This is a genomic window from Kitasatospora sp. NPDC041988 (genome assembly GCF_055588525.1).
Genome location: NZ_JBVJCO010000019.1, coordinates 91505 through 115968, shown reverse-complemented (window position 1 = coordinate 115968; position 24464 = coordinate 91505). Strand labels below are relative to the sequence as shown.

Below are 24464 nucleotides of genomic sequence, written 5' to 3'. Positions count from 1 at the left end.
GCTATCCTTGGCGTTTTCTCAGGTCCGTATCCGCGTCCCACCGTTGACCGGCTGCGTCTGCTCGCCCCCCCTCCCCCCCCCTCCCCCCCCCTCCCCCCCCCCCCCCCCCCTCGACAACTCCGCTCCCCGGTCAGCAAGATGTGACGCCACACCACCCGTACCGTCTGTCACACCTGCACCGGGAGAACCGCCATGGGCCGCCGCCACCTGTCACGCCGCACGGCCCTGCTCGCCTGTCTCACCGCCGTCTCGCTCTCGCTGACGCTCTGCGGCTGCGGCTCCGGTAGCGACAGCGGCGACGGCTCCCGGGCACTTCCGAGCACGCTGGAGACGCCCAAGCTCACCACCGTCGACGTCAACCCGCACGACCGCGCCGAGCTGCGCCAGGGCGGCACCCTGAACGTCGCGATCGCCCAGCTCTCCAGCCAGTGGTCGCCGGTCCAGGCCGACGGCAGCGAGTCCTCCACCATCACCGTCACCAAGCCGCTGCTGCCGACCTTCTTCCGCTCCGACGCGGCCGGCACCCAGACCGTCAACCCGGCCTACCTGCAGGACGCCCGCTCCGAGGTCCGGGACGGCCGCCAGGTCGTCACCTGGACGCTCAACCCGAAGGCCAGGTGGTCCGACGGCACCCCGATCACCTGGCGCGACATCGAGGCCAACTGGCGGGCGCTGAACGGGACCGACCCGGCGTACAAGGCGTCCAGCAGCACCGGCTTCGAGCTGGTCACGGCGGTCGACCGGGGCAAGGACGACTTCCAGGCCGTGATGACCTTCGCGCGGCCGTTCTCCGAGTGGCAGTCGATGTTCAACGGCGCCGCCAACGCCCCGCTGCTGCCGGCGAGCCGGCTCGCCACCCCCGAGCTGTTCAACACCGCCTACCTGGACGCGATCCCGGTCACCGCCGGCCCGTTCAAGGTCGAGAAGCTGGACAAGGCCGCGCAGACCGTCACCCTGGTCGCCGACCCGGCCTGGTGGGGCGAGAAGCCGCTGCTGGACCGGATCGTCTTCCACGCCATGCTTCCCAACGCCATGGCCGCGGCCTTCGTGAAGGGGCAGATCGACCTCTTCAACAACGGCCCGGACGTGGCCGGCTACCAGCTGATCAAGAGCACCAAGGGCGCCGCCGTCCGCCGCGCCGGCGGGCCGGACTTCCGCCAGTTCACGCTGAACAGCAAGAGCCCCCTGCTGACCGACCCGGCCGTCCGCCAGGCCCTGTTCCAGGCGATCAACCGGGACACGATCACCCGCTCCGACCTCAACGGGCTGGACTGGCCCACCATCACCCTCAACAACCACCTGCTGGTCGCCAACCAGAACGCCTACCGGGACAACTCCCTCGGCCTCAGCCGCTACGACCCGGGCGAGGCCGCCCGGAAGCTGGACGCGGCCGGCTGGAAGCTCGACGGCGACGTCCGGAGGAAGGACGGAAAGGAGCTCAACCTGCGGATGGTCATCCCGGCCGGCGTCACCCAGGCCCAGACCGAGGCCGAGGTCACCACCAGGATGCTCAAGGACGTCGGGGCCAAAGTCACCACGGTGACCGCCAACCCCAACGAGTTCTTCGACAAGTACATCAACCGGCACGACTTCGACATCGCCGCCTACTCGCTGCTCGGCACGCCGTTCCCGGCCAGCGGCAACCGGGCCAACTTCGTCCAGAACGGCGGCACCAACCAGTCCCAGGCCGGCAGCCCGGCCGTCGACACCGCCCTCGACCGGGCCTCCGGCGCGACCGACGCCGCCACCGTCTTCGAGGCCATCAACCAGGCCGACGGCGAGCTGTGGAAGGTGGCCGGCGTCCTGCCGCTCTACCAGCGCCCGCAGCTGTACGGCGCCCGCGCCGACCTCGCCAACATCGGCGCGCAGGGCCTGTCCGACATCGTCTGGGAGAACGTCGGCTTCACCAAGTGACGAGCCGGGCACCGGAGTCGGTACGACCCCGGTGCCCGGCCCGGCACGGAACGGCACTCAGCCCGCGCCGATCACGTCCCGCACCTCGGCGAAGTGGCACGCCGACTCGTGCGCGGCCGGCCCGGTCAGCCCGGACGGCACTGCCAGCAGCGGCAGTTCGGTCGCGCAGCGCTCCTCCGCCTTCCAGCAGCGGGTACGGAACCGGCAGCCGGACGGCGGGTTGGCCGGCGACGGCAGGTCACCGCTGAGCAGGATGCGCTCACGCTGTTCGCGCCCGGTCGGGTCCGGCACCGGCACCGCGGAGAGCAGCGCCTGGGTGTACGGGTGCGTCGGATGGGCGTAGATCTGGTCCTCCGTCCCGATCTCGACCAGCTTGCCGAGGTACATCACGCCGACCCGGTCCGAGATGTGCCGGACGATCGAGAGGTCGTGCGCGATGAACATGTACGACAACCGGAACTCGCTCTGCAGCTGCTCCAGCAGGTTGATCACCTGCGCCTGCACCGAGACGTCCAGCGCGGAGACCGGCTCGTCACAGATGATCACCTCCGGCTTGAGCGCCAGACCCCGGGCGATGCCGATGCGTTGACGCTGGCCACCGGAGAACTGGTGCGGGTACCGGTTGATGTACTCGGGGTTGAGCCCCACCACGTCCAGCAGGTCCTGGACGGCCTTGCGGCGGTCGCCCTTCGGCGCCACCTCCGGGTGGATCTCGAACGGCTCACCGATGATGTCGCCGACCGTCATCCGCGGATTGAGCGAGGTGTACGGGTCCTGGAACACCATCTGGATGTTCCGCCGTACCGCCTTCAGCCCGGCACCGGAGAGCCGGGTGATGTCCTCGCCCTTGAACCGGACCTCGCCGGAGGTGGCCCGCTCCAGGTTCATCAGCACCTTGGCCAGCGTGGACTTGCCGCAGCCGGACTCGCCGACGATCCCCAGCGTCTCCCCCTTCTTCAGCTCGAAGGAGACCCCGTCCACCGCCTTCACCGCGCCGACCTGCTTCTTGAAGACGATCCCCTGGGTCAGCGGGTAGTACTTGACCAGGTCCCGGACCTCCAGGATGGGCTCAGCCATGGAGGGTCTCCTTCCAGAGGTGGCAGGCGCTGCGGCGGCCCGGCAGGTCGACCCCGTCGGCGTCCAGCACCGGAACCAGCCGCGGGAGTTCGGTACGGCAGCGGTCCACCGCCCGGTCGCAGCGGGGGTTGAACGCGCAGCCCTCGGGGATCCGCAGCAGGCTCGGCGGCAGGCCCTGGATGGCGTAGAGGTTCTGGCCCTTCTGGTCCAGCCGGGGAATCGAGTTGAGCAGTCCGCGGGTGTACGGGTGGGCCGGCCGCGCGTACAGCTCGTGCACCGGGGCCGTCTCGACGATCCGCCCCGCGTACATCACGGCGATCTTGTCCGCGACGTCGGCCACCACGCCGAGGTCGTGGGTGATCAGGATCAGCCCCATGTTGAACTCGGCCTGCAGCTCCGCCAGCAGGTCCATCACCTGGGCCTGAACGGTCACGTCGAGCGCGGTGGTGGGCTCGTCCGCGATGATCAGGTCCGGCTCCAGGGCCAGCGCCATCGCGATCATGATGCGCTGGCGCATACCGCCCGAGAACTGGTGCGGATAGTCGCCCACGCGCTGCCTGGCGGCGGGGATGCGCACCCGCTCCATCAGCTCGACGGCCTTCTCCCTGGCCTCCTTGCGCGAGGCCCCCTGGTGCACCCGGAACATCTCACCGAGCTGGTAGCCCACGCTGAGCACCGGGTTGAGCGAGGAGAGCGCGTCCTGGAAGATCATCGCGATCTTCCGGCCGCGCACCGCCCGGCGCGCCTTGGGGCTCATGGTGAGCAGTTCCTCGCCCCGGAACCGGATCGACCCGGAGGTGATCTTCCCGGGCGGCATGTCCAGGATGCCCATGATCGCCTGCGCGGTCACCGACTTGCCCGAACCGGACTCGCCGAGCACCGCCAGGGTCTCCCCCGCCGACACCGCGTAGCTCACCCCGTTGACGGCCTTGGCCACGCCGTCCCGGGTGTGGAACTCGATGTGCAGGTCCTCGACCTCCAGCAGCGGAGTGCCGGGCACCAGGCTCTCCCGGCCACCGCCGATCACCTCCACCGCGTCCTGGCGGGGTACCGCATCCTTCGACAGCTTCGTCGCGTCACTCATCGTCCGCAGCCCTCCTCAGCGCAGCTTCGGGTCGAGGGCGTCGCGGACCGCGTCGCCGAGCATGATGAACGCCAGCACGGTGATGCTCAGCACGACGGCCGGGAAGAGCAGCACATGGGGGGCGGTCAGGAAGCGGGACTGCGCGTCGCTGATCATCAGGCCCCAGGAGATCGCCGGGGACTGGATGCCGATGCCGAGGTACGAGAGCGCGGCCTCGGCACCGATGTAGACGCCCAGGTTGATGGTCGAGACCACGATCACCGGGGCGACCGCGTTCGGCAGGATGTGCCGGGTGACGATCCGTCCGGTGCCGGCGCCGAGCGCCTTGGCCGCGACCACGTAGTCGTTGTGCTTGTTGGAGAGCACCGCCGAGCGCATCAGCCGGTAGATCTGCGGCCAGCCGAGCACGGCCATCACCGCCGAGACCGTCCAGGCGTTGCCCTTGCCCCAGGTGGACATGATCAGCATGCCGCCGAGCAGCAGCGGGATGGCGAAGAAGATCTCGGTGACCCGGGAGAGCGCGTTGTCCCAGAGCCCGCCGATCCATCCGGCCCAGAGGCCGAGCACGCCGCCGACCGCGACCACCAGGGTGGTGGTCAGGATGCCGACGATGATCGAGTTGCGGGCGCCCCAGATCGTCCGGGTGTAGATGTCGCAGCCCTGGACGTCGAAGCCGAACCAGTGGTCCGCGCTGGGCCGCTTCAGCGAGTCGGCCAGGTTGCAGAAGCCGCCGGCCCTCGGGTCCCCGTCGGTGAACAGCTGCGGGGCGACGGCCAGCGCCACCATGAACAGCACCAGGAACCCGCCGATCAGGAACAGCGGGTTGCGCCGCAGGTCGAACCAGGCGTCGGTCCAGAGGCTGGCGACCCGTTCGCCGCCCTTCCCGTCCTTGGTGAGCGTGGCGGCCTCGGCCGCGGGCCCGCCCTCGGCCGACCCGGAGCCGGGCTGCCCGGGGATCGACACCCTCGTGTTCTCGCTCTTCGTCGGCTCACTCATAGCGGATCCTCGGGTCCAGGACGGCGTACAGCAGGTCGACCACCAGGTTGGCGAACAGGTAGACCAGCACCAGAGCGCTCACGATGCCCACCACGATGGTGCGTTCGCGCAGGTAGACGGACTGGAAGAGCTGGTGCCCGACCCCGGGGATGTTGAAGATGCCCTCGGTGATCACCGCACCGCCCATCAGCCCGCCGAGGTCCATGCCCAGGAAGGTGACGATCGGGATCAGCGCGTTGCGCAGTCCGTGCCTGACCACCACTCGCATCGGGCTGAGCCCCTTGGCGACCGCCGTCCGGACGTAGTCCGCCCGCATCACCTCGATCAGGCTGGTCCGGGTGAGCCGGGCGACGTACGCCAGCGAGGTGGAGGCGAGGACGTAGGCCGGCAGCAGATAGGACCGGAAGCCCGCCTCCTCGTTGAACGAGACCGGGAAGAAGTCGATGCCGTAGTCGGTGTTGAGCTTCACCCCGAGGATCAGTTGGAGCACGAAGCCGATCACGAAGACCGGGATCGAGATGACCATCAGGGTCGAGATCAGCACCACGTTGTCGATGAACCTGCCGCGCCGCAGAGCGGCGACCACGCCCGCGGTGATGCCCACCGCCATCTCGATGACCAGCGCGGTCACCGCCAGGTTGATGGTGTAGGGGAAGGCGGTCTTCATGACGTCCACGACCTGGTTGCCGCGGTAGTCCTCGCCGAAGTCGCCCTTGAACAGGCCGACCAGGTAGTCCCAGTACTGGACGAAGAACGGGTCGTCCAGGTGGTAGCGGTCCCGCAGCACCGCCACGACGGCAGGGTCCTGCCGCTTCTCACCGGCCAGTGCCGTGATGGGATCGCCAGGCAGCAGGAAGACCAGTGCGTAGATCAGGAACGTCGCGCCGAGAATCACCGGTATGGCCTGGATGATCCGGCGGACCACATAGCGGCCCATGCGGCCTCCTCGTGGCTCGGGGCACGCCGGTGGCGGGCGGCGCGGGGATCACCCGCGCCGCCCGTCAGCTCGTGCCGGTCAGCTGGGTCGCGGTCAGGCCAGTTCGACGATGGCGAGGTCGATGCGGTTCTGGGCGTCGATGACGACGTTCTTCACGGCCTTGGTGTAGGCACCCGAGGTCATGTACGTGTAGACCGGGATGTACGGCAGTTCCTTGATCAGGATGTCGTCGGCCTGCTGGTAGAGCTTGATGCCCTCGGAGTCGCTCTTCGCGCTGTCGGCCTTGGCCAGCAGGGCCTCGAAGTCCTCGTTGACGTAGCCGCCGTAGTTGGAGCCGTTGTCGATCGCGATCTTGGAGAAGATCGGCCGCAGGTAGTTCTCGATCGACGGGTAGTCCATCTGCCAGGCCATCCGGAAGGCGCCGGAGTACTTGTGGTCGCCCAGCGCGGTGAGGATCGCGCCGAACTTCTCGAACGGCTTGAAGGTGACGTCGATGCCGAGGTTGTTCTTCAGCTGGTTGCCGACGGCCTCGATCCACTCCTTGTGGCCGCCGTCCGCGTTGTAGCCGATCTCCAGCGTGTTGCCGGGCAGTCCGCCGGCCTGGGTGAAGAGCTCCTTCGCCTTCGCCGGGTTGTACTTGGCGGCGTCGCCGAGTGCGCCCTGCCGGTAGCCCGGAATGATCGGGCTGATGAAGTCGTCGGCGGGCTTGCGGGTGCCCGAGAAGATGGTCTTGGTGATCGCCTCGCGGTCGATCGCCATCGAGATCGCCTTGCGGATCTCCGGCTTCCCGAACGCCGGATTGGTCGAGATCGGGAATCCGATGTAGCCGACCCCGGATTCCGGCTTGTAGATGTAGCGGTCACCGAACTCCTGGGCGACGGTCGACATCGCCGAGATCGGGAGCTTGTTGGTGATCTGGATGTTGTCCGCACGCAGGTCGTTGTACGACGTCTCCAGCTTGTCGTAAATCTTGAAGGTGACGGAATCCAGCTTGGCCTTTCCGTCGGCCGCCGGGAAGTTCTCGTACCGCTTCACCTTGATCTGCTTGTTGTGCTCCCACTTGCCGTCCATCTGGAACGGGCCGTTTCCGATCGGCGCGTCCTCGAAGGCCTTCGGGTCGGCGAAGAACGCCTTCGGCAGCGGGTAGAACGCGGTGTAGCCGAGCATGGTCTTGAACTGGGAGAACGGGGCCTTGAGAGTGACCGTGAAGGTCTTGTCGTCGACGACCTTGAGGCCCTTGAGCTTGTCCGCGGCGGGCTTCTTGTCCTTACCCGGGGCCAGCTCGTCGGAGCCGAGGATCTTGTCGAAGAACGGCAGCCCCTCCTGCGCGTTGTCCTGGTTCGCCCCGTAGTTCCAGGCGTCGACGAAGTTCTGCGCGAGGACCTTCTCGCCATTGTGGAAGGTGTAGCCGTCCTTGAGCTTGATCGTCCAGGTGGTGGCGTCGCTGCTCTCGATCGACTCGGCGGCCCGCAGCTTCGGCGAGTTGTCCTTGTTGTCGTAGTCGATCAGGCCGACGAAGAGCGCCGCGAGGACCTGGGCCCCCTCGGACTCGGCCGTGTTCTGCGGCACCAGGCCGTGCTGCGGCTCACCCGACTCGATGCTGATCGAGCCGCCCTTCTTGCCGGACCCGTTCGCCTGATCCGAGGACTTCTTGTCGCTGCCGGTGCTGCACGCGGAGATCGCAAGCGCGGTGCAGGCCGCCAGCGCGGTCCAACGCATCGTCTTGGTGAGCCTCATTCAACTGCTCCTCGATTTAGGGGCTTACGAACGAACGGCGCCCCGCCAGTCGGTGTGCCGGGCATGGCGAGGGTCGACATCTCAGGGCCGATCCGCACAGTTGGCGAGGTGACCACTGATACGCGCAGAGCAACTATCGATCACCGGACCCCTCCGGCGGAATCCACGTCACATCTCTTTTCAATTACATGCTCAGACCAAGTCGTGACATTGCTCGCCAAATTCCTGCATATCGCGCACGGAGCCCCGCACTCCGCTTTCCGGATAACGAACAATATTCTCCGGTATTCGATGCTTTACGGAGCGTAATGATCAAATTAGGTCGGGGAATTCCGGTGTTTCCGCAGGACAACGCAAGGGCGCGCCCTCCGCTGGGAGGACGCGCCCTTGGTTCGGGATCTGGACGGTGGTATCAACCGGTTTCCGGCGCCGGCGGGGTCGGTCCCCCACCGTTCTCGCTCTGCCCGTTCTCGCTCTGCCCGACCTCGCTCTGCCCGACCTCGCGCTCCGCCGCGCTCTGCCCGACCTCGCGCTCCGCCGCGCTCTGCCCGATCTCGCGCTCCGCCGCGAAGTGGCACGCCGAGTCGTGCACGGCCAGCTCCGAGAGCCACGCCGGCGCGGCCAGCAGCGGCACCTCCACCGTGCACCGCTCCTGCGCCTTCCAGCAGCGGGTGCGGAACCGGCAGCCGGACGGCGGGTTGGCCGGCGACGGAACGTCCCCGGTGAGCACGATCCGGTCCCGCGACTCACGCGCCGTCGGGTCCGGCACCGGCACCGCCGAGAGCAGCGCCTGCGTGTACGGGTGGGTCGCGTGGTCGTAGATCTCCAGGTCGGAGCCGATCTCGACCAGCTTGCCGAGGTACATCACGCCGACCCGGTCCGAGATGTGCCGGACGATCGAGAGGTCGTGCGCGATGAACATGTACGAGAGGTTGAACTCCCCCTGGAGCTGCTCCAGCAGGTTGATCACCTGCGCCTGCACCGAGACGTCCAGCGCGGAGACCGGCTCGTCGCAGATGATCACCTCCGGCTTGAGCGCCAGACCCCGGGCGATGCCGATGCGCTGGCGCTGGCCACCGGAGAACTGGTGCGGGTACCGGTTGATGTACTCGGGGTTGAGCCCCACCACGTCCAGCAGGTCCTGGACGGCCTTGCGGCGGTCGCCCTTCGGCGCCACCTCGGAGTGGATCTCGAACGGCTCACCGATGATGTCGCCGACCGTCATCCGCGGATTGAGCGAGGTGTACGGGTCCTGGAACACCATCTGGATGTTGCGCCGTACCGCCTTCAGCCCGGCACCGGAGAGCCGGGAGATCTCCTCCCCCTTGTAGCGCACCGACCCGCCGGTAGCCGGCTCCAGGTTCATCAGCACCTTGGCCAGCGTGGACTTGCCACAGCCGGACTCCCCGACGATGCCGAGCGTCTCGCCCTGGATCAGGTCGAAGGAGACCCCGTCCACCGCCTTCACCGCGCCGACCTGCTTCTTGAAGACGACGCCCTTGGTGAGCGGGAAGTGCTTGACCAAGTCCCGGACTTCGAGGATCGGCTCGCCGGGCGGCACCTCCTGTGCGAACGCGACCTCCTCCGGCACCGCCGGCCCCAGTGCGCTGGCCCCGTTAGCGGTCATGGAGGGTCTCCTTCCAGAAGAAGCAGGCGCTGCCCCGCCCGGCCAGCGCCCGGCCGTCGTCCTCGGTGACCGGGAACAGCTCCGGCACCTGGCCCCGGCAGATGTCCTGGGCCCGCGGGCAGCGCGGGTTGAACGCGCAACCCGGCGGAATCCGCAACAGGTTGGGCGGCAGGCCCTTGATCGCGTACAGCTCCTGGCCCTTCTGGTCCAGGCGCGGGATGGAGTCCAGCAGTCCGCGGGTATACGGGTGGGCCGGCCGCGCGTACAGCTCGCGCACCGGGGCGGTCTCGACGATCCGGCCGGCGTACATGACGGCGATCTTGTCCGCGACGTCGGCCACCACGCCGAGGTCGTGGGTGATCAGGATCAGCCCCATGTGGAACTCGGCCTGGAGCTCGGCCAGCAGGTCCATCACCTGGGCCTGGACGGTGACGTCCAGGGCGGTGGTGGGCTCGTCGGCGATGATCAGATCCGGCTCCAGGGCCAGCGCCATCGCGATCATGATGCGCTGGCGCATACCGCCCGAGAACTGGTGCGGATAGTCGCCCACGCGCTGCCTGGCGGCGGGGATGCGCACCCGCTCCATCAGCTCGACGGCCTTCTCCCTGGCCTCCTTGCGTGAAGTCCCGTGGTGCGCGCGGAACATCTCACCGAGCTGGAACCCCACGGTGAGGACGGGGTTGAGCGAGGAGAGCGCGTCCTGGAAGATCATCGCGATCTTCTGCCCGCGGATCTTCCGCCGCTCCTCCTTGCCCATCTTGAGCATGTCCTGGCCCCGGAACCTGATCTCGCCCCGGGGGATCCGGGCCGGCGGCATGTCCAGGATGCCCATGATCGCCTGCGCGGTCACCGACTTGCCCGAACCGGACTCACCGAGCACCGCGAGCGTCTCCCCCGCCCGGACGCTGTAGTTGACCCCGTTGACCGCCCTGGCCACCCCGTCCCTGGTGACGAACTCGACGTGCAGGTCGCGGACGTCCAGCAGCGGCCCCTCGTAGGGCGCCTCCCGCTTCGACGTGCCGGTGTCGACAGCTGTGGTCACGATGAGTCCCCTCGCTCAGCGAAGCTTCGGGTCGAGGGCGTCGCGGACTGCGTCGCCCAGCATGATGAAGGCCAGCACGGCGACGGAGAGCGCCGCGGCCGGGAAGAACAGCACGAACGGGGCCGTCCGGATCACCTTCTGGGCGGAGGAGATGTCGATGCCCCAGGAGATGGTCGGGTCCTGCAGGCCGATGCCGAGGAAGCTCAGCGTGGCCTCGGTGGCGATGTAGCCGCCGAGCGCGATGGTGGCGACCACGATCACCGGGGCGACGGCGTTCGGCAGGATGTGCCGGAGCATCAACCGCCCGGTACCGGCCCCGAGCGCCTTGCCGGCCACCACGTAGTCGGCCTGTTTGACGGTCAGAACGGCGCCGCGCATGACGCGCGCGATCTGCGTCCAGCCGAGGACCGCCAGGGCGACGACCACGCTCCACACCGTGCGCGCGGAGAAGGCGCCCAGCAGGACCAGCGCGCCGAGCAGCAGCGGAATACCGAAGAAGATGTCGATGACGCGGGAGATCACGGCATCCACCGCGCCGCCGAAGTAGCCGGCGATCATGCCGGTCAGCCCGCCGAGCAGGGCGACCCCCGCGGTGACGCAGATGCCGACGGTGATCGAGGCCCGGGCCCCGTAGATCACCCGGGCGTAGATGGACCGGCCCTGGCCGTCGTAGCCGAACCAGCCGGCGCCGAAGAAGTCCGTCCAGTCCGGGCGTTTCAGGTAGTTGTGGATCAGGTCGGCCTGGCGTGGATTGGTGTCCGTGAACGCCCAGGGGAAGATCGACATGAGGATCAGCAACAGGATCAGCAGTGCCGAGATCAGGAAGATCGGCCGCCGCCGTAGGTCCCGCCAGGCGTCGCCCCAGAGGCTGCGGGCCTCCTCCCGCTTGACCGGGTCGCCCTCGACCAGGGTCTCCTGCTCGACCGCCATGCCCTGCTCGCCGGCGTAGTCGAGGTGGTCGACGCCGGGCTTGGGATGCCGCTCGAACGAGCTCTCGTCGTGGATGTCAGGCATAGCGGATCCTCGGGTCCAGGACCGCGTAGAGCAGGTCGACGATCAGGGAGGCGACCAGGTAAACGATCACCAGGACGGTCACGATGCCCACCACGGTGGGGCCCTCCTTCTGGTTGATCGCCCGGTACAGGACGTTGCCGATGCCCTGCACGTTGAAGATCCCCTCGGTCACGATCGCGCCGCCCATCAGCGCGCCGAGGTCGGTGCCCAGGAAGGTGACCACCGGGATCAGCGAGTTGCGCAGCAGGTGCCGGGTGATGATGGTCCGCCGGGGCAGGCCCTTGGCGACCGCGGTGCGCATGTAGTCCGCCCGCAGGTTCTCCCCGATCGACGTCCTGGTGAGCCGGGCGACGAACGCCAGCGAGAGCGAGCCCAGCACGATCGCCGGCAGGATGAGTTGGGAGAGGTCCGTGGAGTCCTGCACCGTCGGTGTGACCCAGCCCAGGTCGGTCGCGAAGATCGTCTGGGCGATGTAGGCGAGCACGAACACCGGGATCGAGATCACCAGCAGGGTCAGGATCAGTACCAGGGTGTCCTGGATGCTGCCGCGCTTGAGGCCGGAGACCAGACCGAGCGCCAGCCCGACGATCAGCTCGAAGGCGAAGGCCATCAGGGCCAGCCGGATGGTGACCGGGAAGGCGTCCGCCATGATGTCGGTGACCGAGCGGCCGGTGAAGCTCGTCCCGAAGTCGCCCTGGAACAGGTTGCCCATGTAGTGCAGGTACTGCTTCCACAGCGGCTGGTCGAGGTAGTACCGGTGCTTCAGATTGGCCACCACCGCCGGGTCGGCGGCCTTGTCCCCGAAGAGCGCCGCGACCGGGTCGCCCGGCAGCGTGTAGACCATCAGGAAGATCAGGAATGTGGAGCCGAAGAACACCGGGATCATCTGCAGCACCCGCCGCAGCACGTAACTTCCCATCCGAGCCTCCTTCCTAAGGTGTCTGGTCGGCCCGTGACCGGGTGCGGCGGGCCGTTGGACCGAGTGCCCGGGCCCCGCCCCCCGTGCGGGGAGGGCGGGGCCGGCGCATGGGGCTGAGCCCCTCGCCCCCAGCCTGGCGGCCGGGGGTGACCCCAGCCCGATGGCGGGCGAGGGGGGAGATCAGCCCGTCACCTCGACCTGGGTCCAGGCCGGGTTGCCGAAGGAGTCGAACGTCACGTTCTGGACCTTGGTGGAGTAGCCCGAGTTGGTGCGGTAGTACCAGAGCGGGATCGCCGGCATGTCGGTCGCCAGCACCGCCTCGGCCTGCTGGTAGCCGGTCACCGAGCCCTGGACGCTGTCCGCCTGGTCCGCCTGGGTGGACAGCTTGTCGAACTGCGGGCTGCTGTAGCCGAAGTCGTTGGACGCGGCGCCGGTGCGGTAGACGTCGGCGAGGAAGTTGGCGTTCAGCGGGTAGTCCTGCACCCAGCCGGTCCGGAACATGCCGTCGATCTGGTGGCCGGTGATCGCCGCACGGGAGGTCTTGAAGTCGGGCTTCGGGTCGCCGACGCAGTCCACGCCGGTGCTCTGCCGGATCGAGTTGCAGACCGCGTCGACCCACTCCTTGTGGCCGCCGTCCGCGTTGTAGGTGATGGTCAGCTTGTTGGCCGGGACACCGCCGCCCTGGGCGATCAGCTGCTTGGCCTTGTCCGGGTTGAACGTGCAGAAGTCACCGCACTGGCCCGCCTTGTACCCCTCGACGCCCTCGGCGACCCAGGCGCTGGCGGGCGCGCGCGACCCCTGCAGCACCGTCTTGGTGATGGTGTCGCGGTCGATCGCCATCGAGATGCCCTGGCGTACCTGGGCCTTCTCCGGCGCGGCCCAGTCCGCCTGGTACAGCGTGAAGCCGACGTTCTGGATGGCACCCTGCGGGGAGTCGATCGCCCGGTCGCCGAGGTCGGTCTTGTACGTCGCCAGCGCGGACGGCGGCACCTGGTCCATCACGTCGAGGTTGTTGGACTGGAGGTCGGCGTAGGCGGCCTCCGCGGTGTTGTACATCTTGAAGACGATGCCGCCGTTCTTCGGCTTGTCCACACCCTGGTAGTTCGGGTAGGTCTTGGTGACCACCTGCTGGTTGTGGTCCCAGCTGACGAACTGGTAGGCACCGTTGCCCACCGGCTTCTGGCCGTACCCGGCCGGGTCGGTGAAGAAGGCGTCCGGCAGCGGGGAGAAGGCGATGTAGCCGAGCTTGTACTCGAAGTACGAGACCTTGCCGCTCAGCTTGATGGTGAAGTGCGTGTCGTCGACGACGGTCAGGCCGGACATCTTGGTCGTGGTCGGCTGGCCACTCGCCGGGTGGACGTCCTTGTACCCCTCGATGTCGGAGAACCAGGAGCTGTTGATCTGGTTGTTGCTGGTGGTCGCGCCCCAGTTCCAGGCGTCCACGAAGTTCTTCGCCTGCACGGGGGTGCCGTCGTGGAACGTCCAGCCGCTCTTCAGCGTGACGTTGAACGTCTGCGAGTCGCTGGTGTCGATGCTGTCCGCGACCTGCATCCGGATCTTGGCGTTGCTGGGGTCGTAGTCGACCAGTCCCTTGAAGAGGTTCTGCAGGATGCGCCCACCGCCGGTCTCGTTGGCGTTCGCCGGCTGCAACGGGTTCTGCGGCTCACTGCTCTGGTAGCTGAAGGTCTTGCTGCTGTCCGACGAACTGCTGCCGCCTCCGCTGCTGCTGCACCCGCTGGCCACCAGGGCCACGGATGTCGCACCGGCGAGGACCCATCGAGCACGAGTGGCTGCGGGCATGGAGGTCCCTCCTCAAGGTGTGTGTCGCATCACACCCCATGAGAAGTGCGCCCGTGCGGCGGCGCGAGTCGGGTACCCCCGGATGGGTGCAGCCGGCCCCCCGGTGAGTTGACGGAACGCCGGAAGGGCCCGCGGCACGACGGCCGCGGGCCCTTCCGGGAAACGCCTCGGGATCAGACGGCGGCGGCCGTCTCCCGGACCTCGGCGAAGTGACACGCCGACTGGTGCTTGGCCGGGCCGCTCAGCACCTCCGGCACCGCCAGCAGCGGGACCTCGGTGGAGCAGCGCTCCTCCGCCTTCCAGCAGCGGGTGCGGAACCGGCAGCCGGACGGCGGGTTGGCCGGCGAGGGGATGTCGCCGGTCAGGATGATCCGGTCACGGTTCTCGCGCGCCGTCGGGTCCGGCACCGGCACCGCGGAGAGCAGCGCCTGGGTGTAGGGGTGCGTGGCGTTGTCGTAGATCTCCTCGTCGGTACCGATCTCGACCATCTTGCCCAGGTACATCACGCCGACGCGGTCGGAGATGTGCCGGACGATGGAGAGGTCGTGCGCGATGAACATGTACGACAGCTCGAACTCGCTCTGCAGCTGCTCCAGCAGGTTGATCACCTGCGCCTGGACGGAGACGTCCAGGGCGGAGACCGGCTCGTCGCAGATGATGATCTCGGGCTTGAGCGCGAGGCCGCGGGCGATGCCGATGCGCTGGCGCTGGCCGCCGGAGAACTGGTGCGGGTACCGGTTGATGTACTCCGGGTTGAGGCCCACCACGTCCAGCAGGTCCTGGACGGCCTTGCGGCGGTCGCCCTTCGGAGCCACCTCCGGGTGGATCTCGAACGGCTCGCCGATGATGTCGCCGACGGTCATCCGCGGGTTGAGCGAGGTGTACGGGTCCTGGAACACCATCTGGATGTTCCGGCGGACTGCCTTGAGGGCCGCGCCGGACAGCTTGGAGATGTCCTCGCCCTTGAAGAGGACCTCGCCGGAGGTGGCCCGCTCCAGGTTCATCAGCACCTTGGCCAGCGTGGACTTGCCACAGCCGGACTCGCCGACGATGCCGAGGGTCTCGCCCTTCTTCAGCTCGAAGGAGATGCCGTCGACCGCCTTGACCGCGCCGACCTGCTTCTTGAAGAGGATGCCCTGGGTCAGCGGGTAGTGCTTGACCAGGTCCCGGACCTCCAGGATGGGCTCAGCCATGGAGGGTCTCCTTCCAGAGGTGGCACGCGCTGCGGCGGCCGGTGAGCTCCTTGCCGTCCTTGTCGGTCACCTGGTGCAGCGTCGGGATCTCCGTGCGGCACAGGTCGGTGGCGACGTCACAGCGGGGGTTGAACGCGCAGCCGGCCGGGACCTTCAGCAGGTTCGGGGGCAGGCCCTTGATCGCGTACAGCTCCTGGCCCTTCTGGTCCAGGCGCGGGATGGAACGGAGCAGGCCCTTGGTGTAGGGGTGCGCCGGGTTGGCGTACAGGTCACGCACCGGGGCGGTCTCGACGATCCGGCCGGCGTACATGACGGCGATCTTGTCCGCGACGTCGGCGACCACGCCGAGGTCGTGGGTGATCAGGATCAGGCCCATGTTGTACTCGGCCTGCAGCTCGGCGAGCAGGTCCATCACCTGGGCCTGGACGGTGACGTCCAGGGCGGTGGTGGGCTCGTCGGCGATGATCAGGTCGGGCTCCATGGAGAGCGCCATGGCGATCATGATGCGCTGGCGCATACCGCCGGAGAACTGGTGCGGGTAGTCGCCCACGCGCTGCTTGGCGGCGGGGATGCGCACCCGCTCCATCAGCTCGATGGCCTTCTCCCGGGCCTCCTTCTTGGAGGCGCCGCGGTGCACCCGGAACATCTCGCCGAGCTGGGCGCCGACGGTCATCACCGGGTTCAGCGAGGAGAGCGCGTCCTGGAAGATCATCGCGATCTTCTGGCCGCGGATCAGCCGGCGCTCCTCCTCCTTCATCGCGAGCATGTCCTGCCCGCGGAAGAGGATCTGGCCCTGGCTGATCTTGCCGGGCGGCATGTCGAGGATGCCCATGATGGTCTGGGCGGTCACCGACTTGCCGGAGCCGGACTCGCCGAGCACCGCCAGGGTCTCACCGGCGGCGACGGAGTAGTTGACGCCGTTCACGGCCTTGGCGACGCCGTCCCGAGTGTGGAACTCCACGTGGAGGTCGCGGACCTCCAGCAGCGGGGTGCCAACTTCGAGCCGGCCGCTCTTCTGGTTCTTCTCGATCACGGTGGTCATCGGGTCGTCACCTCTTCTCTCAGCGGAGCTTCGGGTCGAGGGCGTCGCGGACCGCGTCGCCGAGCATGATGAAGGCCAGCACGGTGATGCTCAGCGCGGCCGACGGGAAGAGCAGGACGTGCGGGGCCGCCAGGAAGCGGACCGAGGCATCGCTGATCATCAGGCCCCACGAGATCTCCGGGGACTGCACGCCGATGCCCAGGTAGGACAGCGCCGCCTCGGCACCGATGTAGACGCCCAGGCTGATCGCGGAGATCACGATGACCGGCGCGATGGCGTTCGGCAGGATGTGCCGGAAGGTGATCCGGCCGCTGCTGGCGCCGAGCGCGCGGGCCGCCATCACGTAGTCGTTGTGCTTGTTGGAGATCACCGAGGCGCGCATGATGCGGAAGATCTGCGGCCAGCCGAGGACGGCCATGACCAGCGAGACGGTGTAGGCGTTGCCCTTGCCGAGCATCGACATGATCAGCATGCCGCCGAGCAGCAGCGGGATCGAGAAGAAGATCTCGGTGAAGCGCGACAGGATCGAGTCGGTGATCCCGCCCTTCCAGCCGGCCAGCAGGCCGAGGAGCGCGCCGACCACGGTGACCAGCAGCGTGGTCAGGACACCGACGATGATCGAGTTGCGGGCGCCCCACACCGTACGGGTGTAGACGTCGCAGCCCTGCACGTCGAAGCCGAACCAGTGCTCGGCGCTCGGGCGCTTCAGGGAGTCGGCCAGGTCGCAGGCGCCGTTCGCGGTCGGGCTGCCGTCGGTGAACAGCTGCGGCACGGCCGCCATGACCAGCAGGAACAGCACCAGAGAGGCACCGATGATGAAGACCGGGTTGCGGCGCAGGTCGCGCAGCGCGTCCGTCCAGAGGCTGGCCACCCGCTCCGGCTTCTGCTTCTTCTCCGGGGCGTTCTTCGGGCTGTTGTCCTCGGACGGGGCCTCGCTGCCCACGGTGATGGTGTCACTCATAGCGGATCCTCGGGTCGAGCACGGCGTACAGCAGGTCCACGAGCAGGGTGGTGATGAGGTAGATCATCACCAGCAGGGTGACCATGCCGACGATCACCGTGCCCTGCTTCTGGTACACGGACTGGGCGAGCAGGCCGCCGATGCCGTGCATGTTGAAGATCTTCTCGGTGATGACCGCGCCGCCCATCAGGCCGCCCAGGTCGGCACCGAGGAAGGTGACGATCGGGATCAGCGCGTTGCGCAGGGCGTGGCGGCCGATCACCCGACGGCGCTTCAGGCCCTTGGCGACCGCGGTACGGACGTAGTCCGCGCGCATGGTCTCCATCAGGCTGGTGCGGGTCAGTCGGGCGACGTACGCGAGCGAGGTGGACGCCAGCACGAAGGCCGGCAGCAGGTACGCCCGCAGTCCGTCCTCCTCGTTGAAGGAGACCGGGAAGAAGTCGAAGCCGTAGTCGTTCTTCAGCTTCACGCCCAGCAGCAGCTGGAGGACGAAGCCGGTGACGAAGACCGGGATCGAGATCACGAACAGCGTGCTGATGAGGACCAGCTGGTCGATGAACTTGCCCTTGCGAAGGGCCGCCATGACACCCGCCAGCACACCCATGACCGCTTCGATGATGAAGGCGACCAGGGCGAGGTTGAGGGTGTACGGGAACGCCTCACTGATCATGTCGGTCACGGAGCGACCGGTCAGGCTTTCACCGAGGTTCCCCTGGAAGACCCCCGAGATGTAGTTCCAGTACTGGAGCAGGAAGGGGTCGTTCAGGTGGTACTTCTGGCGGATCATGTCCGCCACGATCGGGTCGGCTCGCTTTTCGCCGGCCAGTGCCTGCACCGGGTCACCGGGCAGGTAGTGAACCAGCGCGTAGATCAGCAGCGTCGCACCGAGCAGGACAGGGATCGCCTGTATCAGTCGGCGGATGACATAGCGGCCCATCAGACCTCCATACTTTCGGACAAGGAAGGGAGGCGGGAGGACTCGGACTGTAGTCCGGCCCGCCCGCCCCCGTTCGTCTGACTACCGGATCAGCCGGCGAGCTCGACCTTGGCCAGGTTCATGCGACCCTGGGCGTCGGTGTCGAAGTTCTTGATCTTCTTGGTGTAGGCCGCGGAGGACATGTAGGTGTACACCGGGATGTACGGCAGGTCCTGGACGAGGATGTCGTCGGCCTGCTGGTACAGCTTGATGGCCTCGTCGTCCGTCTTCGCCTGGTCGGCCTGGTCCAGCAGGGTCTCGAACTTGTCGTTGATGTAACCGCCGTAGTTCGAGCCGTTCTCGATCGCGACCTTGGAGAAGATCGGGCGCAGGTAGTCCTCGATCGACGGGTAGTCCATCGACCAGGCCATACGGAAGGCACCCGAGTACTGCTTGGCCTGCAGGTCGTCCAGGATCTTGCCGAACTTCTCGAACGGCTTGAAGGTGACCTCGACGCCCAGGTTCTTCTTCAGCTGGTTACCGACGGCCTCGATCCACTCCTTGTGGCCACCGTCGGCGTTGTAGCCCAGCTCGATGCTGTTGTTCGGAACACCGCCGGCCTGGGTGAAGAGCTCCTTGGCCTTGGTCGGGTCGAACTTGGCCGCGTCGCCCATGGCGCCCTTGCGGTAGCCCGGGATGAGCGGGTTGACGAAGTCGTCGGCCGGGACGCGGGTGCCCGAGAAGATGGTCTTGGTGATCGCCTCGCGGTCGATCGCCATCGAGATCGCCTTGCGGATCTCCGGCTTGCCGTACGCGGCCGGGTTGGTCGAGATCGGGAAGCCGATGTAACCGACGCCCGACTCCGGCTTGTAGATGTAGCGGTCGCCGAACTCGCTCTTGACGGTCGACATGGCCGAGATCGGCAGCTTGTCGGTGGCCTGGATGTTGTCGGCGCGCAGGTCGTTGTACGCGGTGTCCAGGTTGTCGTAGATCTTGAAGGTGACGCCCTGGAGCTTCGCCTTGCCGTCCGAGGCCGGGAAGTTCTCGTAGCGCTTGACCTTGATCTGCTTGTTGTGCTCCCAGCTGCCGTCCATCTCGAACGGGCCGTTGCCGATCGGCTTGTCGCCGAAGGCCTTCGGGTCGGCGAAGAACGCCTGCGGCAGCGGGTAGAACGGGTTGTACCCGAGCATCGTCTTGAACTGCGAGAACGGCGCCGACAGGGTGACGGTGAAGGTCTTGTCGTCGACGACCTTCAGGCCCTTGAGCTCCTTGGCGGTGGGCTTCTTGTCCTTGCCCGGAGCCAGCTCCTCGGCGCCCTCGATCTTCGCGTAGAACGGGAGGCCCTCAGCGGCGTTGTCCTGGTTGGCACCCCAGTTCCAGGCGTCGACGAAGGACTTGGCGGTGACCTTCTCGCCGTTGTGGAAGGTGTAGCCGTCCTTCAGCTTGATCGTCCAGACCTTGCTGTCGGGGGACTCGATCGACTCGGCCACGCGCAGGTTCGGGGCGTTGGTCTTGAAGTCGTAGTCGACCAGGCCGGCGAAGAGGGCGTTCTCGACCTCGGTGCCCTCGGACTCCGCGGTGTTCTGCGGCACCAGACCGTGCTGCGGCTCACCGAGCTGGACGGCGATCGAGCCGCCGCCGGAGGCAGCCTTGTCATTGCTCTTCGAGCTGGTGCTGCAAGCGGTCGCCGCGAGGGCGATCGCGGTCGCCGCGACGAGCCACTTGGTCTGGGTTGCACCGCGCATGGGGGATGCCTCCTGAAATCGACTTTCCAACGAGGAGAGCACCGCGGGCGGCTGACGCCGCTTCCGTTGTGCCGTCCGCGCTCGTGGTTTCGGCGCGCACCCCTGCGCGTTAACCCTTGACCCGAGCCTGACTGCACCCACTATGTGTCACGCACGGACACGAAAGTGACCAATGCCGATCTCAATTAGGTCACATGAACGGTCGGTAAGTTTCGAAAATCGGACATATAAGACATACTCAGACAGGCATTAAACGGACAGTCGTCATGAATGACGGACTGTCACGTTCGCTCAGCGGACACCTTGCCGTGGTAAGCGCTATTCCGTTTATACGCGCGTCGACAACTTGGAGTAGTTGAAAACGATCGCCCCCCTCTCCACTGGAAAGGGGGGCGATCGATTCAGGCCAAAGGCCGTTTAAACCCGAGCATCAGGCCTTCTTGGCGCGCGAAGCCGAACGGCCGCGCTCCTTCTGATCCAGGACGACCTTACGGATGCGCACGGTCTCCGGGGTCACCTCGATGCACTCGTCCTCGCGGCAGAACTCCAGCGACTGCTCCAGCGAGAGCTTGCGCGGCGGCACCAGGTTCTCGGTGGTGTCGGAGGAAGCGGCACGCATGTTGGTGAGCTTCTTCTCCTTGGTGATGTTGATGTCCATGTCGTCCTGGCGCGAGTTCTCGCCGACGATCATGCCCTCGTACACCTCGGTGGTGGGCTCGACGAAGAGCGTGCCGCGCTCCTGGATGCCCATCATCGCGAACGGCGTCACGACGCCCGCGCGGTCCGCCACCAGCGAACCGTTGTTGCGCATCCGCAGCTCGCCGAACCACGGCTCGTGGCCCTCGAAGATGCTGTGCGCGATGCCGGTGCCGCGGGTGTCGGTCAGGAACTGGGTCCGGAAGCCGATCAGGCCGCGCGACGGGACGATGAACTCCATGCGGACCCAGCCGGAGCCGTGGTTCGTCATGGTCTCCATGCGGCCCTTGCGGGTCGCCATCAGCTGGGTGATCGCGCCGAGGTACTCCTCGGGGCTGTCGATGGTCATCCGCTCGACCGGCTCGTGGGTCTTGCCGTTGATGACCTTGGTGACGACCTGCGGCTTGCCGACGGTCAGCTCGAACAGCTCCCGGCGCATGGTCTCGACCAGGATGGCCAGCGCCAGCTCGCCACGGCCCTGGACCTCCCAGGCGTCCGGACGCTCGGTCGGCAGCACGCGGAGCGAGACGTTACCGATCAGCTCGCGGTCCAGGCGGTCCTTCACCATGCGGGCGGTGACCTTGTGGCCCTTGCCGCCCTTGCCGACCAGCGGCGAGGTGTTGGTGCCGATGACCATCGAGATGGCCGGCTCGTCCACCGTGATGAGCGGCAGCGCGACCGGGTTCTCCAGGTCGGCCAGGGTCTCGCCGATCATGATCTCCGGGATGCCCGCGACGGCGCAGATGTCGCCGGGGCCGGCCACCTCGGCCGGCTTGCGGGTGAGCGCCTCGGTCATCAGCAGCTCGGTGATCTTGACCTGCTGGACCGAGCCGTCCCGCTTCATCCACGCGACCTGCTGGCCCTTGCGCAGCTCGCCCTGCTCGACGCGGCAGAGCGCGATACGGCCGAGGAAGTTGTCGGCGTCCAGGTTGGTGACGTGGGCCTGGAGCGGCGCGTCCTCGTCGTAGGTCGGGGCCGGGACGTGCTGCAGGATGGTGGAGAAGAAGGGCTCCAGCGAGTCGCTGTCGGCCGGCACGGTGCCGTTCTCCGGCTTGGTCATCGAGGCGACGCCGTCACGCGCACAGGCGTAGACGATCGGGAACTCGATCTGGTCCTCGGTGGCGTCGAGGTCCAGGAAGAGGTCGTAGGTCTCGTTGATGACCTCGTCGATCCGGGAGTCCGGGCGGTCGGTCTTGTTGATGCAGAGGATGACCGGCAGCTTGGCCGTCAGCGCCTTGCGGAGCACGAAGCGGGTCTGCGGCAGCGGGCCCTCGGAGGCGTCGACCAGCAGCACGACCGCGTCGACCATCGACAGGCCGCGCTCGACCTCGCCACCGAAGTCGGCGTGGCCGGGGGTGTCGATGATGTTGATCGTGATCGGCGCGCCACCCTCCTTGGGGTGGTACTTGACGGCGGTGTTCTTCGCGAGAATGGTGATGCCCTTCTCGCGCTCCAGGTCGTTGGAGTCCATCATCCGGTCGTCGAGGTGCTGGTGGGCGGCGAAGGCGCCGGCCTGCTTCAGCATGGCGTCGACCAGCGTGGTCTTGCCGTGGTCGACGTGGGCGACGATGGCAACGTTGCGGATGTCATTGCGCGTGGGCATGCTGAGCGGATTCTCCCGGAATCGTGGGTTACGGCGCCCGGCTGCGTGACGCCGACCGGCGATCCCTGTCGATCGCCGCCGCCCGTTCCGCCTGCTACTACCGGTCCACCCGCCGGGCAGGACATGCCACGGCTTCCTCCTATCGTACGGGGAACCGCCCAGGTGGGCCGAAACGAGCAGGTCGGGCGGGATCAAGATCACAGGTGGATCACACCCTCCCCGCCCGGCGGAGGCCGTACGCGAGCCCGAATCGGCCGCCCCGGTCAGCCGGTGAGGAGGCCCACGTCCTGGAAGCGGGGCCAGCCGAAACCCCAGACCCCGGCGCCCGCCACGCCCTCCCGGACGGCCACCAGCTCCGGGCGCTGGAACAACGGCACCGAGTGGCCCAGCTGCCAGATCCGGGTGTCGGCCTCCTGGAGCAGGGCGAGGTGGGCGGCGGGGTCGAGTTCGGCGGCGGCGCGGTCGAAGAGGCGGTCGATCTCCTCCGTCCCGGTGCGGCCGTAGTTGGTGCCGGTCTCCAGGGCGCCGTCCTCGCCGGGCCGGGGCTTGGCGTAGACGGGGCGCTGGTCGACCGCCGGGCTGGGGCCGGCCGGCCAGGAGAAGAGGGCGAGGTCGTAGTCGCCGGCGGCCAGGCCGGTGCGGACGAAGGCCTCGGCGGGCAGCGCCACCGGGTGGACGGCGACGCCGGTCTCGGCGAGGTTGGCGGCCAGTGCGTCGGCGGTGCGCCGGGCGGTGGCGGAGTCGGCGGGGATCAGCAGGGTGAGCGAGAGCTCGTGCCCGTTCCGGGCCCGGGTGCCGCCGCCCTTCGGGCGCTTCCAGCCGGCCGCGTCGAGCAGCCGGCCGGGGTCCGCGGTACCGAGGGCGGTGCTGTTGTCCCGGTAGCCGTCCTGGTCGCCGGCGAGCAGGTGGCTGCCGAGCGGCGCGGCGGCGAGCCCGAGCGGGGTGAGCGCGGCGTCGGCGGCCCGCCGGCGGTCGACGGCCCGGGCGAGGGCCTGCCGGACGGCCGGGTCGGTGAGCGGCGCCCGGGTGGCGTTGAGGGTGAGCTGGGTGAGCGAGGCGGCGGCGGCCCGGTGCACGGTGATCCCAGGCAGTGCCTCGGCCCGGCGCAGCGCCTGGCCGGCGGCCTCGGCGCGGTCGGCCGAGGTGCCGGGCGTCGTCGGGGCCCGGTCGACCGCCGCCGTGAGCGGGGCGATGTCGAGCCGGTCCTGGTCGAGCGCGTCGAGCCGCCGTTCGGCCGGGGTGGCGAGGAAGTCGATCCGGTCGGCCTTCGGCTGGTCGCCCCACCAGAGCGGGTTGCGCACCAGGGTGACCCGTCCGCCCGCCGCGTCGTACCCGTCCGGCCCGGAGAGCACGAAGGGCCCCGCCGTCACGTGCGGGCCGCCCGCCAGCGGCCGGTTGAAGGCGGCCGGGGAGGAGGTCACGGCGGCGGGGTAGAGCGGGCCGAAGAGCGACCGCCACTCGGCGTAGGGCCGCCGGAAGGTGATCCTGACCTCGGAGGGGTCCGCGCCCGGGGTGATCGAGTCGACCGCGTCGTACCCGGCCGGGCGGGTGCCGGTGTAGGCGGGGTCGAGGCCGGAGAGGGCGGCCCGCTGGGCGGTGAAGTCGGCGGCCGAGAGCGGGGTGCCGTCGCTCCAGACGGCGTGCGGGTTCAGCCGGTAGGTGACCACCTGCGGCAGCTGCCCGGGCGGGGTGGACTCGGCGGCGGCCAGGTAGTCCGGGTCGGGGACGGGCCGGCCGTGCTCGTCCGGCCGGAACAGCGCGGGGTAGAGGGCGTGCGCGAGCAGCGCCGAGTCGGCGGTCGCCGCGGGCTGGTAGAGGTTCAGCGTGGCGGGGACGGTGTCCAGCGCCCAGCGCAGCGTGCCACCGTCCCCGACGGCGCTGCGGTCGGGCGGGCGGACGTCGCCGGTGACGGCCGTGGGGGCGGCGGACGCCGGGACGGGCTCCGGGATGCGGGCCGGGGCCGGGGAACCGGAGCAGCCGGCCAGGGAGCCTGCGGCGAGCAGCAGCGCGGCGACGGCGGCTGGGGCGGTGAGCTGGCGGACGCGCATGGCGGCCATGGAACGCCGCCGGGGCGTGGCCCGGCCCGCCGACACGGCGGGCCTCCGGGCGACTGCACCCGGACAGCCGAACTGTGACGCGCCCGCTCGCCTCCGGGCCGCTC

At 68.3% G+C, this 24464-nt stretch carries 18 protein-coding genes; 1 reads left to right on the top strand and 17 read right to left on the bottom strand.

What is annotated here, in order from left to right:
- Positions 1-192 precede the first annotated feature (192 nt).
- On the top strand, positions 193-1914 hold the full coding sequence (locus tag ACZ6NC_RS20490; protein WP_465734683.1) for an ABC transporter family substrate-binding protein: 1722 nt from the start codon (positions 193-195) through the stop codon (positions 1912-1914).
- Positions 1915-1971: 57 nt separating this feature from the next.
- Here the strand turns inward: ACZ6NC_RS20490 and ACZ6NC_RS20485 are convergent, their stop codons facing one another.
- From ACZ6NC_RS20485 to ACZ6NC_RS20405, 17 genes are all read right to left on the bottom strand, one after another.
- Entirely contained in the window at positions 1972-2991 is a 1020-nt protein-coding gene (locus tag ACZ6NC_RS20485; protein ID WP_465734681.1) for an ABC transporter ATP-binding protein, read from the bottom strand.
- Positions 2984-4075 (bottom strand): ABC transporter ATP-binding protein, encoded by a 1092-nt coding sequence (locus tag ACZ6NC_RS20480; protein ID WP_465734680.1) that lies wholly within the window; start codon positions 4073-4075, stop codon positions 2984-2986. The genes ACZ6NC_RS20485 and ACZ6NC_RS20480 overlap by 8 nt, the downstream gene beginning before the upstream one ends.
- 15 nt (positions 4076-4090) lie before the next feature.
- Entirely contained in the window at positions 4091-5071 is a 981-nt protein-coding gene (locus ACZ6NC_RS20475; RefSeq protein ID WP_465734678.1) for an ABC transporter permease, read from the bottom strand.
- Positions 5064-6008, bottom strand: coding sequence for an ABC transporter permease (locus tag ACZ6NC_RS20470; protein WP_465734676.1), 945 nt, complete (start codon positions 6006-6008; stop codon positions 5064-5066). The genes ACZ6NC_RS20475 and ACZ6NC_RS20470 overlap by 8 nt, the downstream gene beginning before the upstream one ends.
- Before the next feature lie 93 nt (positions 6009-6101).
- A complete protein-coding gene (locus ACZ6NC_RS20465; RefSeq protein ID WP_465734674.1) occupies positions 6102-7745 on the bottom strand; it encodes a peptide ABC transporter substrate-binding protein in 1644 nt (547 codons plus the stop codon).
- Positions 7746-8157: 412 nt separating this feature from the next.
- Positions 8158-9372, bottom strand: a complete 1215-nt coding sequence (locus ACZ6NC_RS20460) for an ABC transporter ATP-binding protein (protein WP_465734670.1) — start codon at positions 9370-9372, stop codon at positions 8158-8160.
- Positions 9362-10414, bottom strand: a complete 1053-nt coding sequence (locus ACZ6NC_RS20455) for an ABC transporter ATP-binding protein (RefSeq protein WP_465734668.1) — start codon at positions 10412-10414, stop codon at positions 9362-9364. The genes ACZ6NC_RS20460 and ACZ6NC_RS20455 overlap by 11 nt, the downstream gene beginning before the upstream one ends.
- Before the next feature lie 15 nt (positions 10415-10429).
- The gene (locus ACZ6NC_RS20450; protein ID WP_465734765.1) at positions 10430-11344 is read right to left on the bottom strand and encodes an ABC transporter permease; all 915 of its coding nucleotides are present in this window, start codon (positions 11342-11344) and stop codon (positions 10430-10432) included.
- Positions 11345-11420: 76 nt separating this feature from the next.
- Positions 11421-12347 (bottom strand): ABC transporter permease, encoded by a 927-nt coding sequence (locus tag ACZ6NC_RS20445; protein ID WP_465734666.1) that lies wholly within the window; start codon positions 12345-12347, stop codon positions 11421-11423.
- 180 nt (positions 12348-12527) lie between these two features.
- A complete protein-coding gene (locus tag ACZ6NC_RS20440) occupies positions 12528-14147 on the bottom strand; it encodes a peptide ABC transporter substrate-binding protein (RefSeq protein ID WP_465734664.1) in 1620 nt (539 codons plus the stop codon).
- Positions 14148-14320: 173 nt separating this feature from the next.
- A complete protein-coding gene (locus ACZ6NC_RS20435; protein WP_465734662.1) occupies positions 14321-15340 on the bottom strand; it encodes an ABC transporter ATP-binding protein in 1020 nt (339 codons plus the stop codon).
- Positions 15333-16382, bottom strand: coding sequence for an ABC transporter ATP-binding protein (locus ACZ6NC_RS20430; protein WP_465734660.1), 1050 nt, complete (start codon positions 16380-16382; stop codon positions 15333-15335). Before ACZ6NC_RS20430 ends, ACZ6NC_RS20435 begins: the two co-directional genes overlap by 8 nt.
- 19 nt (positions 16383-16401) lie before the next feature.
- On the bottom strand, positions 16402-17343 hold the full coding sequence (locus tag ACZ6NC_RS20425) for an ABC transporter permease (protein ID WP_465734658.1): 942 nt from the start codon (positions 17341-17343) through the stop codon (positions 16402-16404).
- Complete coding sequence (locus ACZ6NC_RS20420) at positions 17336-18280, bottom strand: ABC transporter permease (RefSeq protein WP_465734656.1); 945 nt, start codon at positions 18278-18280, stop codon at positions 17336-17338. The genes ACZ6NC_RS20425 and ACZ6NC_RS20420 overlap by 8 nt, the downstream gene beginning before the upstream one ends.
- A gap of 89 nt (positions 18281-18369) precedes the next feature.
- Positions 18370-20004, bottom strand: a complete 1635-nt coding sequence (locus ACZ6NC_RS20415) for a peptide ABC transporter substrate-binding protein (protein WP_465734654.1) — start codon at positions 20002-20004, stop codon at positions 18370-18372.
- 430 nt (positions 20005-20434) lie between these two features.
- Positions 20435-22303, bottom strand: coding sequence for a translational GTPase TypA (gene typA, locus ACZ6NC_RS20410; RefSeq protein WP_465734652.1), 1869 nt, complete (start codon positions 22301-22303; stop codon positions 20435-20437).
- 263 nt (positions 22304-22566) lie between these two features.
- Positions 22567-24351, bottom strand: coding sequence for an ABC transporter family substrate-binding protein (locus ACZ6NC_RS20405; RefSeq protein ID WP_465734650.1), 1785 nt, complete (start codon positions 24349-24351; stop codon positions 22567-22569).
- Positions 24352-24464: the final 113 nt, after the last annotated feature.